The sequence below is a fragment of the Chryseobacterium sp. BGARF1 genome, assembly GCF_001677955.1.
Classification (GTDB): domain Bacteria; phylum Bacteroidota; class Bacteroidia; order Flavobacteriales; family Weeksellaceae; genus Chryseobacterium.
The window spans coordinates 1-13,210 of record NZ_LELA01000028.1 but is presented as its reverse complement, the minus strand read 5'-3'; the positions used below and the strand labels follow the sequence as shown (position 1 = coordinate 13,210).

Sequence of the window (13,210 nt, the reverse complement as noted above, 5' to 3'; positions counted from 1 at the left end):
TTTTGTTTTGCAACTCTAAAATGACAATTTTTAGCCAGTTTTTAGCCCATACTCTTTTTTATTATTCATTTTTTAAACAGGCTCTAAGAGTTTTAATTGCCGGAATTATTTTAATGCCGATTGCAATTTCAAAATATAAATTATTTCCAAAAAAACATTTGAAATGGCTCATTTTAGCGGCTTTTACAGGGAATTTCATCCCGATGTTCTTATTTCCTATTGCAGAAATAGAAATTAGCAGTAGTATTGCAGGAATCATTAATTCTATGATGCCGATTTTCGTCATTATTGTAGGCGCTTTAGTTTGGAAATTTGAAACCACAAGAAGACAGATGACCGGAGTTTTCATAAGCTTTACAGGAGTTTGCCTGCTTGCTTTTGGTGGAGACGACAATACTCAATTTAAAATATTCCCTATACTTTTACTTCTTTTGGCAACATTGTGTTACGCAATGAGTACAACGACTGTAAAATCAAAATTAATGGATGTTTCATCTACCATTTTATCGGCATTTGTATTTTCATTTGTTTTGTTTTTACCATCAGTCATCGCCTTACTTTCTACAGGTTTTGTTTCTGAATTCACCTTCAGCAAAGAAAATATGATTGGATTAGGATTTGTAAGCCTGCTTTCCATTTTTGGAACCGGGTTGGCCATGATGATGAATTATCGATTACTAAAAGTATCCACTCCGCTTTTTGCATCGACTGTTACGTTGCTGATGCCGATTGTTGCTATTGTTTGGGGCGTTTTAGATGGTGAAAAACTAACTGCTTTGCAATTTGCAGGAACAAGTGTGATTATTGCCGGTTTAATCTTTTTAAGAGCCAAAACAACGGTAAAAAAATAATCAGTGAAACTTTTTATATTTAAATGAAAGTAAACATAGAGCTTACGATAATTCATAAAACAAAAAAATCCCGCATCACTGCAGGATTTCTTATTTTAAATAAATGCTAAAAATTGACTTCAGAAAATTTTAAAACTTCAAACCTCCATCACCCAACATCAAGCCTATAAATTCTTCTTTTTAACCTTTGCTTTGGCTTTTTTCACCTCATCTTTGATATACGGATATTTTTTCTGCATATCTGTAATCAATGAAGCGTCGAGTTCCAAAGCTTTTTCCAATGCCTCACTTCCTTGCTCACTATCTTTAAGAATAAAATAACAATTGCTTAATTGATAAAACAATTCTGCTCTGTAATGATGTTTCAAAGCCGCCTTAAGTACTGTTACCGCTTCTTCATATTCACCGACAAGCATCAAAACTTCAGAATAGGCATACCAGTTGTAAAATCTTGAAGGTTCTGCATCTATTAGTTTTTTCAAACAAGAAAGACTTTCTTCGAATTTACCAGAATCAATGAACAAAAACGCCAATCTTTTCTGATAATCTAGATTGCTATCATTTAACAATGTTGCTTCTCTTGCAAAATGCAAAGCTTCAGGCATTCCGCCCATTTCTTCATAAAGATAAGACTGCTCCATCATCGCAAGATAAAACTGAGGATCTTCTCTTAATGATTTCTGAAAAGCATTTAAAGCAATGATTGGCTGTTTTAAAGCTTTGTGACACAATCCGATTTTATAAAAAGTAAATGCTTTTGTATATTCCAACTCCAACATTTCTTCGTATACCTCAATCGCTTTCTGATATTGATTTAAAGCTTCATAACAAGCTGCTTTGCTCGCATACACTCCAACTGCGCTGGAGTTGATTGCCAACATATAATCGAAACCTTTGATGGCTTCTTCGTAGTTTTTTCTATTAAAATAATATTGTCCATACTCGCTCCATGCAATTTCTGAATACGGGAAATCATCAAGATAACCGTTTAGAAAAGCAATCGCTTCCTCGCCCTTATTCAAATCATTAAAGCAGACCATCGCGTTTTCCAAAGAATATTCATCCATTGGATCTTCTTTAAGTGCTTGCTGATAATGTTTAAGTGCGTTAAAGGGGTCTCCAAGATTTACATATTCATCTGCAATAAAATTGTTGAGGAAATTTTCTTCTTCCCCCAATTCTAGGGCTTTTTTACAGATTTCGATGGATCTTTTAGGATTTCCCAAATTCGAATAATATTTGGCGTAGCAAACCAAAAAGTCTGTATGCTCCATAGAAGAGCCTTTTAACTCGTCAATCAATTCTTTCGCCATATTATAGTCTTCCCACTCTAATAGAACCTCCAGTTTTTTAATCTTGATTTCTAAAGAGTTGGGATGGAGTTTAAGACCAAAATTAACCGCCATATCAGCATAATTAAAGTCACCAAGCTCCAAGTAATAAACAATGATGTCTTCTAACTCTTCTGTATCGAAGTAGAATTCATCATTATTTTCCATCATTTCTTCGAACTTTTTTACCAGTTCATTTCCAAAATATTCTTCCAATATAAACGAGTTTAAGATTTAAGACCAGAGATATGAGATGTACAAATACTCGCTTCTGAAAATCTTATTACTATAAAGTTAATAAATAATTTTTTTAGAATGATGAATTTAGTTTAAAAATTAAATCAAACTTTTGATCTTTGCGATCATATCATCACCCAGTTTATCGGCTTCCTCCTGAGTTTTAGCTTCTGTATAAATTCTGATGATTGGTTCTGTATTCGATTTACGAAGGTGAACCCAATTGTTTTCAAAATCTATTTTTACGCCATCAACCGTAGAAATCTCTTCATTTTGATACTCTTTTTCCATTTTAGTTAAAAGATCATCTACATTAATTTCCGGAGTCAGCTCAATTTTCTTTTTACCCATAAAATAGCTTGGATAGCCAGCTCTCAGTTCAGAAACTGTTTTGTTTTCTTTTGCCAGATGCGTTAAAAACAAAGCAACCCCTACTAAGGAATCTCTTCCGTAATGAAGTTCAGGATAGATAATTCCACCGTTTCCTTCACCACCGATCACGGCATTTTTTTCTTTCATTAAATTCACAACATTCACCTCTCCTACTGCACTTGCAAAGTATTCTGAGTTGTGGGTCTGTGCAACATCTCTCAAAGCACGGCTTGAAGAAAGGTTTGAAATGGCTACTCCATTTTTATTTTTCAATAAATAATCTGCAACAGCAACTAAAGTGTATTCTTCACCGAACATTTCCCCCGTTTCATCAACCAAAGCTAATCTGTCAACATCCGGGTCTACTACAACACCAAAATCTGCATTTTTTTTAATTACAAGTTCACAAATATCTCCTAAATGCTCTTTTAACGGTTCAGGATTGTGAGGAAACTGCCCGTTTGGTTCGCAGTATAACTTTACCGTTTCACAGCCTAATTTATCTAAAAGCATCGGAATTGCAATTCCACCCGTAGAATTTACGGCATCTAAAACGATTTTATATTTTTTAGCCTTAATCGCTTCTGCATCCACCATCGGTAAATCAAGAATCTGCTGAATATGAATATCAAAAGCATCATCTCTTGTCTCGTATTTACCTAAATCATCCACATCTGCATAGTTGAAATCTTCGCTTTCAGCCAAAGCTAAAACTTCAGCCCCGTTTTCTCCGCTGATGAATTCTCCTTTTTCATTTAATAACTTCAATGCATTCCATTGTTTTGGATTGTGAGAAGCTGTAAGAATAATTCCACCATCTGCATTTAATTCAGGAACCATCACTTCCACAGTTGGAGTTGTAGAAAGACCTAAATCAATTACATTAATGCCCAATCCTTGTAATGTTGCGGTAGCCAAAGAATTAACCATTGAACCGGAAATTCTTGCATCACGACCGATAATTAGCGTTAAATCTTTTTTATTTTTATTATTCTGAAGCCAGGTTCCGAAAGCCGAAACAAATTTCACAACATCAAGAGGCGTTAAATTATCACCTACTTTTCCGCCAATCGTTCCACGAATTCCTGAAATACTTTTTATTAATGACATTTTGTAATTGAGTTTTTCTGATTATAATTTGAATGCAAAGTGCATTTTTATTTTAAATTTCTTTAAAATAATAGATTATCTTTATTTTAATTTTTCCGTTTGCAAAGATACTCAAAAGAAGATTAATTTATAAACCAGGAATTTTTTTCTGAATTTTATCGTAATTTCTTTTCACTGCTTTTGGAGGAGAAAAACGATACCCTATATACAAAAGCCCATAAGTATTGTTATTTTCTACCGTAGAATTTTCTTTCTCATCGTAAGCAGTGGCATTAAAATTAAGTTTACCACCAAACAGAAAACGGTCAGAATTATATCCTATATGCAGTCCTCCCGAACTTTTTACTGTTATATATTGTTCATTTTGTTTGGGTCCTTTGGTTCCATTTTCTAAAGCTTCTTTAAAACTTGTAAATTTCCCGCCAAAACCTACGGTTAAGAATGGAGCAATATTCACTTTTTCGGCAATTACCCAATTGTAAAAATACCCTATGTTTGCCCCGAAATTATATTGATATTCTTTGCTTTTCAAACCATTAATGGTATTCCTGAATACAGTAAAATCATATTCTAAAAAAGGAACCCAGCTTCCCTTGCTGTTTTTTTGCCACTCACCTTGTGTATAAAGGCTTTTTAATGAAAAATCTTTGTTTAAAATATAAGCTGTAGAACCACCAAAGGTCTGAACCCTTAAATCCGGGAATTTAATGTAAGGATCTCTGTCTTTTTGCCAACCCGGAATAAGATTCTGCATGTTTTCTATATAAAATCCTTTTACATTTTTATAGTAGGCAGCCTGTATAAACCTATTTGGAAAAAATCTAAAACTGAAATCGGCATAAGAACTGTTTCCTTTTCTCTCATTGTCATTGTTTCCCGGAAAAAAGCGGGGAGCAAAAGACAAAGTAGCACTTATAATCTTGTAATCAATAGATAAGGAAGCTTTTGTCTTGTTATTGATAGAAAGTATGGTTTCCTTTAAATTTTCTTCTTCACCTTCAGAAAAAGTGTAGTTTTCTATATTCGTATCAAAATTTACACGAACCATTACCTGATCTGCGTAAGACTTTACTTTGGTACTGTCTGTTTGTGCTTTTGAATAAAAACCAGACAGACAAAGAAAAAAAACAGAGACTGCTTTTGAATTCAAATTGAGATTTAGTTTTAGGAAATGAAATTACTACAAATAATTTAAAATAATCAAACTTCTCTAGAATGTTACTTCTTCTTTGTTTGCTTCAAAATTTTCTTTTCATCGCTTTCCAACTTGCGTTGTACTTTTTTTACATCTTCTAAAGCTGGAAGATTTTCAGGCTTTATTCCTCTTTCTCCTAATATTTTTCTGACTGCCAAATTATTTTCAATATGTTCATTCGTAATTTGAGAATCACCATTAAGGTCTTTTTCAACGACATTATGACTTGTTAATTCGGTGGCAAAATCTTTTGCTTTAATCGTTAATGTAGGAAGAAAATCTGCTAAAGGTCTTGTTTGTGGAACATTTAATCTCTTTTTCATATCATTGGTTGTAAAACCACCAAATAAAGCTTGATCTCCTTTAGACCGTATTATTGAAAAACTTCTTTCATCAACACCTCTTTCATAAATAATTCCAGAAAGTTTCTTTTCTGTTTTTGATAATTTTTCTCTTGCATTTACTCTTTCAACATCAATAAGTCTTTTCTCAATAATCTCTTGTTTTCGAGTTTGAACAGCAAAATAAGTTTGTGCAAATGCAATTTCGCTTTTAGAACTATCTCCATTTTGTGCAATAAGATAGCACGCATAACGAGTTAATGCAATATCTGAAATCTCTCTTTCAGATCCACTTCCTAATGCGACCAATTTCCCGATGTCGGCAAAATGGTTTTGTACTTCTTCTCCTATATTTTCACAGGACTTTTTAGCCTTTTCAATAACTTTTAAAAAGTTATCCCACTTTGCATAATTTAAAATTTCTTGTAAATCTCTTGCACTCCAACATTCAATATTGTTGTATAAATGTGATGCATTTTCGAATTTTTGAAAAAGTTGTTCTATTAATTCTTTTTTCATAATAACCGTGCTTTTATTTACAAAAATAAATAAAAATCAGTTTTAATGCAGTTTAATTATCCACAAGAATGATGATTTTCTAAGAACATCCGCAATCTTTATCGCACCCAGACCTTTTGGAGCTGAATTTCTTTGATGAAAAATTTTTCCTGATAAATCTAAACAAAGAATAGCAGGCAAAAAGCACCAAAAGCGCAATAATAATATATTGAAAAATTAATGAAGAGTCCATTTTATTTTAAAATTTGATAAGCTATCAACGACACAAAATATGCCAAACCGGTCATCATTGCCACCTGAAAGCCCGTCCATTTCCAGCTTTTGGTTTCTCTGTAGACTACTGCAAGTGTAGAAACACACTGCATTGCAAATGCATAAAACAATAACACCGAAACTCCTGTCGCAAAGTTGAAGACTTTTTCGCCATTCGGTTTTACATCCTGTCTCATTTTATCGATTACTTTTCCTTCCGGAGCATCATCATCCAAACTGTATAAAGTAGACATTGTTCCCACAAAAACTTCTCTCGCTACGAAACTTGTCAGGATTCCCACTCCCATTTTCCAATCATAACCAAGTGGTGCAATTGCAGGCTCAATAGCTTTTCCCATTTTAGCCAGATAAGAATGATCTAAATGAACATCGGTTGCAACCATTTCGTCCGGATTTTGTTTCGGACCGAAATAACTTAATACCCAAATAATGATACTTACAATGAATATAATTTTTCCGGCTCCGGTTATGAAATCCCACACTTTCCCTAAAACCAGTTTAAAATCGTAACCGAAAAGTGGTTTTTTATATGTCGGTAAATCCATCACAAGATATGTTTTGCTATCTTCTTTAATGAAATTTTTAAGAATCGCTGCAGATAATAAAGCAACAAAAAAGCCTAAAAGATACATTCCTAAAAGTACCAAAGCTTTATATTGAATTCCGAAAATAGTTTTATCGGAAATAATCAACCCAATAATAATACTGTAAACAGGAAGTCTTGCAGAACACGTCATAAAAGGTGTTACCAAAATCGTGAGCAATCTTTCCTTTAAATTTTCAATATTTCTGGTAGAAATTACCGCCGGAATTGCACAAGCCGTTCCTGAAACTAAAGGAACAATACTTTTTCCGTTTAAACCAAACGGTCTTAAAAGCCTGTCCATCAAGAAAACAACTCTCGCCATATAACCCGAATCTTCCAATAAGTAAAGGAAATAAAGAAGGATTCCAATTTGCGGTGCAAAAATGATAATTCCGCCTAAACCAGGAACAATTCCTTGTGAAACCAATGAATTAATTGGTCCTTCCGGAAGATGTTCTCCTGCAAAACTAGAAAGCCAAGCGAAAGCTTCGTCGATCCAGTTCATCGGATATTCTGCTAAAAAGTAAACGCACTGGAAAATAATTAAAAGAATAAATAAGAAAACAACATATCCCCAGAATTTATGAACAAGAACTTTATCTAATTTTTCGGTTAAAAGTTCTTTAAACTGAGCTTTTTTAGTGATAACATCCGCTAAAATCTTGTCAACATTCTGATAACGTCTTACTGTTTCCTGAACCTGCAGTCTTTTCGGAACTATATTTTTTGATTCTGAATCTGAGTTTTTTCCAAGCGTAAAATTAATCCAAGATTGATACTCATTCTCTGAATTTTTATCGAGAATATTTTTATGCTCAGCAGGAATTTCAAAACTCGGTTTTTCAGAAGTCACAAAATCATTGGTAAAAACAGCTTCTTTAATCGCTTCTATTCCTATCTGTTCTTTTGCATTGGTCTGAATAACTTTAATATTCAATGCCTGAGACAGTTTTTCAACATCAATATGAATTCCTCTTCTTTCAGCCTGATCGATCTGATTTAAAACCAAAATCATCGGAATTCCAAGATCCTGAATCTGCTGAAATAATAAAAGACCTCTTTTAATGCTTAATGCTTCCAGAATATAAACGACGCCGGAATATTTTTTTTGTCCGTCAATTAAAAATTCAGAGAAAATAGCCTCGTCTTCTGAGCTCGGATAAATGCTGTAAGAGCCCGGAAGATCTACGATCTCAACCTCTTCGTTTTTGTAAGAATAATTCCCCGAATGGCTTGATACAGTAACCCCGGCATAATTTCCTGTTTTCTGCTTTTTGTTTGATAAAGCATTAAAAACGGTTGATTTTCCTACATTCGGGTTTCCGACTAAAAGTATCTGTTTTTTGTTATTTTCCTGCATTAATACAATCTTCTACAATGATGAAATCTCCTTCTTCTTTACGCAAAGCAATACGGCTTTTTTCTTCGCCAAACTCTATGTAAAGCGGTCCGTTAAAGGGTGCCTGGTAAAGAATCTTAAACAGAGTTTCAGGAAGAAGCCCCATTTCTATGATCTTGGTGGGCATATTCAAATTTTCATTATCATAGTCTACTATTTTCCCAATTTTATTTTTTGGAAAGCTGCTTAATGTATGTAAGTGAATATCCTTCAAGACCCTTATTTTTTGTGACTGCAAATATAACTATTTAAATTTAATCTAAATAACGCTATTTTTCATATTTAAAGGCAGTTAGAATTATCGTTTCTTCAATTATCTTGCAAAATAAACCCAAACACATTACTGCATTTGGGATTATTTTAAATATAATTAAGTTGAAATGAATGTTATTTTTTATCTTTTTCTTTACCTACTTTTTCAAGACTACCAACGGTAATAGAATTTGCCTTTTCGATAGGGTTGTCATTTGCATTATAAAAATCTTTATACATTTTCTCCTGCTTTTTCATCAGATCTCCTATCGTACCATCAGTTCCCGGCATTGGTTTAGACATTATTTCCTGTGTCATCATCGGTCTTACTGATGCAAAAGGATCTTTTTTGAAGTCATTAAAGGTCTTATCAAACTTTTCTCGCGTTAATTCTTTTGGTTTACCTCCCGTTGCGTGCATTAGGGTTTCGATGTAAGAAAACTCGTTGTATTCTTTTATTTTTTTATTTCCTTGTAATACCCAAGAATAATTTTTGTCGGCATCTTCAATTTTTACAATTAACCCAGGAAGTCCACTGAACTTATACGGGCCATCCTGAAAAGGAATGTCTGAAGAGAACCAAGCCGTCCACATTCTTCCTCCGTATTGGGCAGTTGCTTTTTGCGTGTTGTATTCACCAATTTTTTGCTTTTCGTTTGAGATCTTCCAATTAAGTTTCAGATCTTCAGTATAAGCAATGTTTACCGGGGTCATTCCATTCGCCACTTTATCGACATACTCAACTTTCATGCTTGGATAAAGTTTGTGGATCCTTGCAGAAAATTTTGGTGTTTTAAGTGATTTTGAAAGGTCTTTGTAAACTCCAGCTTTTTGCATTGCTTCCATTTCTACTTTTGTAATAGAATCTTGAGAGATCACAGTGTAATCCTGATAAACAGATCTGTTTTTATCTGTAATATCAAGTACTGTAATTACTTTATCAACCTTAGCAGAATCTTGTTTTGGCTTAAAGGTAAGTTCGTAAAAAAAGCGGTTTGAGCTTTCTTTTGATTCTTGTGCGTTTGCAAAAGCAAAAACGGCAACAAATAGTATTGAAAATATATTTTTCATTATATAAAAGGTTTATTCAATTAGTTTACATTAGTTGTTTTTTGTTACAGTTTTTTTTAATCTTTTATTTAAAAAATAAATTTTCGCCCTTTTAAAAGTTTTAAATTTAAGCTTACCTAAACAAAATAAATATGGACACTTTGAAACAATTAAAAAACGAGCTGAACAACGAGTATCAAACCACAAAACGGTTTTTAGCAATTTATCCTGATGATAAAAATGATTACACACCGCATCCGAAAAGTATGAAAATGATGCACCTTGCTACCCATATTACGGAAGTTTTTGGCTGGCCCGGATTTATGCTCAATACTTCAGAACTTGATTTTGCAAAAGACGGAATGGAACCCAAACGTCTCACAACAAAAAACGAGCTCTTAAACATTTTAGAAGAAAACCATAAAGCAAGTATTGAAGCCTTGGAAAAAGCCTCTGAAGAAGACCTAAATCTAAGATGGGCTTTGAAAAATGATGGTCATGAATTGGCTTCGTGGACGAAGTATGAAGCGATTCGTCACAGTTTAAACCAAATTTCGCATCACAGAGCGCAATTGGGAGTTTATTACAGGCTGAATGACATTGAGCTTCCCGGAAGCTATGGCCCGACTGCGGATGATTCCAACTTTTAAAATAACTTAAAGTTTTTAAACTATTTTTAAACAAAAAACCAATCTCGATGAGATTGGTTTTTATACTTTTTATTTAAAGTTGAATTTTACAGCGAGCATTACCTGACTTGGTCTTAGCTGCATGGTTGTTTGCGTAATTGTTGCGTCCCCAACACTGATTCTTTCAAAAACTTTTTTATCAGCAATATTCATCCATTTCAATTCGAAATCGACTTTCTTAGCAGACCAACTGAATTGATATGATATATCAAAGAAACCATTATTCAATTTGGTATCCCCTAAATTTGAGTTGATCTGATCCCAATAGAAACCAACAGTATGATTTTCTAAAGGATAGAAAAACACATTCAGATTATGACTATAGTTCTCTGTTTTACCAAGATCATTACTGATAATTCCGTTTGATTGTTTAGTCCAAGTTTTAGTAAAATTAAAATCTACACTCATCCATGAGAAATAGGTATTATTAAATTTAAATCCCAATGCATTAGATAAATTTTTATTATCTAAAAACTCATTATTTCTTAATGACTGTGATATTGTTGTTGTTTGATTAAACGTAACAGAGGCATTTGTTTTGAATTTTGGGAAGTATTTTCCAACTTCTCCATATGAACTGTTTGTTTCTCTTTTGTTTTCTCTTTCAATATATTCTACAACACTGAAACCTAAATCATTAACAGCACTCGAAGCCAATAGATTATTTTTCGTGTCACTAATTCTATAACCTACGTTGAAAAAAAGGTTATTCAAAGGATTTCTGTATTCCAATCTTGCCCCTCCGCTTTTTGTATTAGTTTGAGGAATCGGATTTTTGGGATTCATTACATTAAATCCACTCGGACTTGTTAAAACATACCCAGCATAAGCTGTTTGAATATCTCCGAAGTTATTGCTAATATTTCCATTAATACTTGCTTTAAAGAATGAAGCAAAACCATATTGCGCAAAAATATTAGGAGTAAATGTCGTTTTATTTAATGTTTTAGAAACATTTCTAAATGCATCTTCTGCCTTAATATTATTTAAGTTTACAGGAAAACTAGCCCAAACATTCCATGCATCTGATTTATAATTTGCAGATATTGATGCACGTGGCGTAATTTCTGTAAACTTCAAATCATTTTCGTATGAAAGACTTGTAAAATCAGGAGAGTTAGTAAGAGTACTTCCATCAAAATTTGTATTGAGTTGATCTGTTGAAAAATCAATTCCAACTTCCGGAGTAAATGTCCATCCTTTTGTAGTAAAACTGATATTTGCAGAATGCGAAGTATCTAATGTTTTTATTCTAAAACTTTGCAAAGCTGTACTTCCCGGAGTAAAATTAATCGTAGAAATAGCAGTACTTCCCGGCGCTTTATAAGGAAACAATAAGTAATCAGCCGGAGAAATTTCTAAAGTTTGTCTATCATCCTGATAATTAATATAAGATTTCAGATTTACCATTTTCTCTTTCCAAGGTATAATTGTACTTAGTGAATTTTGGAATGATGAAGTTGGTGACTGTACGTTTTCGTTTCCAGATCTAGAACTAATTCTGTCATTTCTTTCTGCAAAAGCTCTGTCTGCATTCCAAAACTGAGAAAATGTAGTCGTGTTTTTGAAAAATCCTTTCTTTGCATTTTTAGTGAAAATTAATTCACCTTTTAATTTATCTGTATAGAAATTATTAAGAAATCTAGTGTTATATTGTGTTCCTTGTTGGAAATCTCTTGTAACACTATTAGATTCTCTTTCTACAACATTATTGGTATAATTTGCATTTGCTTTCAGTTCCCATTCTTTCTTGCTATCGATATTGGTTAAATAATTAGCTGAAAGATAATGTACATTATTAAATAAATATCTTTTAACTGGTAAATTTGGTACTGACGCATTTTCTACACCCAACCAGTTATTTTGTGAAGCATTTCCTCTTCTGCCTTCCCAAGAACTTCCGAAAGCTAAAATATTTCCTTCATTTTCTACCTGCTCTCCCATATTATTGGTCTTGTAATTAACAACCCATTGCTGCTTTTTACTGAAAAACATTGGTGTTAATTTCAAATTCCAAAGCCATGGGTCTCCAAAGCCAGAACCCACTTCACCTCTGCCTGTCATGGTTACAGATTTTTTAAGCTTGATATTAATTGCCGCAGCATCAGAAGGAATTTTTCCCTGAAGCATTTTTACAGGCTGGTGATTTTCTAAAACTTCAAGCTTTGCGACTGCATCTTTTGGTAATGAGTTGGTAATTGTACCATAGCCTCCTTCCATTAAATCTTTACCTTCAACATAAAATTTATTGATTGCATTCCCTTGATAAAGAATTGTACCATCGGTTTTCACTTCAATACCAGGAATTTTTTTCATTACATCTGCCAAAGTACGATCGCTTTTGTTGTCGAAAGCTTTCAGATCATAAGCAATCGTATCGCCTCTCGAAGTAATCATCTTTGTTTTCAGCTGTACTTCTTTTATTTCGGTAGCTTCAGACTGTAATTTAAATGTAAGCGTCTGATCGCTGTTGCTGATTTGTTTTGTAATCGGTTTTTGGTTAAAAGCTTTTACTTTTAAATCTACATTTGATTCTGAAGAAGTAAATGAAACTTTGTATTCTCCTTTCGAATTGGTAATTCCATAGGCAAGAATTGCGTCTTTTCCCGGTTCTTCAATCGTTACGCTTGCGCTTGGTATCGCCACCCCATCTTCATCAGTAATTTTCCCGGAAACCGTTTTTTGGGCAAACGTGATCACGGAGAAAAAAACCATCAGGAAAAGGTAAATTTTTCTTTTCATATCTATATTTTTATATTTTTAAAGAGTATTTGGAATCGCAGAATCTTAATTCATGAGGGTATTTTCCATTCACAGCGATTTCAAAATTTATTATTTGAGTAATTAGTTATTTATTAATGTGTTTTGTTACACATTTTAGAGATATAATTTTATTAAAAAAGTTAAATCTCTTTTTATACCTACAAACATAGTGATAAATTGTATTCATTTTATATTCTTTTAAATTTTAACATATTTTTATGCCATTAACCTCAAAAAAATAA

At 33.0% G+C, this 13,210-nt stretch carries 10 protein-coding genes; 2 read left to right on the top strand and 8 right to left on the bottom strand.

The window, feature by feature from the left end; translation table 11 throughout:
* The first annotated feature begins 20 nt into the window (after positions 1-20).
* Positions 21-851 (top strand): DMT family transporter, encoded by an 831-nt coding sequence (locus AB671_RS04575; RefSeq protein ID WP_066681282.1) that lies wholly within the window; start codon positions 21-23, stop codon positions 849-851.
* Positions 852-1,015: 164 nt separating this feature from the next.
* On the opposite strand, the gene AB671_RS04570 is transcribed toward AB671_RS04575, so the two are convergent.
* From AB671_RS04570 to AB671_RS04540, 7 genes are all read right to left on the bottom strand, one after another.
* Positions 1,016-2,398 (bottom strand): tetratricopeptide repeat protein, encoded by a 1,383-nt coding sequence (locus AB671_RS04570; RefSeq protein WP_066681281.1) that lies wholly within the window; start codon positions 2,396-2,398, stop codon positions 1,016-1,018.
* A 120-nt stretch (positions 2,399-2,518) separates the two neighbouring features.
* On the bottom strand, positions 2,519-3,901 hold the full coding sequence (glmM, locus tag AB671_RS04565) for a phosphoglucosamine mutase (protein WP_066681280.1): 1,383 nt from the start codon (positions 3,899-3,901) through the stop codon (positions 2,519-2,521).
* Between the two features lie 127 nt (positions 3,902-4,028).
* Complete coding sequence (locus AB671_RS04560; RefSeq protein WP_066681279.1) at positions 4,029-5,051, bottom strand: DUF4421 family protein; 1,023 nt, start codon at positions 5,049-5,051, stop codon at positions 4,029-4,031.
* Positions 5,052-5,119: 68 nt separating this feature from the next.
* Positions 5,120-5,956, bottom strand: coding sequence for a DNA damage-inducible protein D (dinD, locus tag AB671_RS04555; RefSeq protein WP_066681274.1), 837 nt, complete (start codon positions 5,954-5,956; stop codon positions 5,120-5,122).
* 233 nt (positions 5,957-6,189) lie between these two features.
* The gene (feoB, locus tag AB671_RS04550; RefSeq protein WP_066681273.1) at positions 6,190-8,175 is read right to left on the bottom strand and encodes a ferrous iron transport protein B; all 1,986 of its coding nucleotides are present in this window, start codon (positions 8,173-8,175) and stop codon (positions 6,190-6,192) included.
* A complete protein-coding gene (locus AB671_RS04545; protein WP_066681287.1) occupies positions 8,162-8,419 on the bottom strand; it encodes a ferrous iron transport protein A in 258 nt (85 codons plus the stop codon). The genes feoB and AB671_RS04545 overlap by 14 nt, the downstream gene beginning before the upstream one ends.
* A 182-nt stretch (positions 8,420-8,601) precedes the next feature.
* Positions 8,602-9,537, bottom strand: a complete 936-nt coding sequence (locus tag AB671_RS04540; protein WP_066681271.1) for a GLPGLI family protein — start codon at positions 9,535-9,537, stop codon at positions 8,602-8,604.
* A gap of 131 nt (positions 9,538-9,668) precedes the next feature.
* Here AB671_RS04540 and AB671_RS04535 point away from each other — a divergent pair, with 131 nt between their 5' ends.
* Positions 9,669-10,166: a DinB family protein gene (locus AB671_RS04535; RefSeq protein WP_066681269.1), complete on the top strand. Its 498-nt coding sequence runs from the start codon at positions 9,669-9,671 to the stop codon at positions 10,164-10,166.
* Between the two features lie 69 nt (positions 10,167-10,235).
* Here AB671_RS04535 and AB671_RS04530 read toward each other — a convergent pair whose 3' ends face one another.
* Positions 10,236-12,947 (bottom strand): carboxypeptidase-like regulatory domain-containing protein, encoded by a 2,712-nt coding sequence (locus AB671_RS04530; protein ID WP_066681266.1) that lies wholly within the window; start codon positions 12,945-12,947, stop codon positions 10,236-10,238.
* Positions 12,948-13,210: the final 263 nt, after the last annotated feature.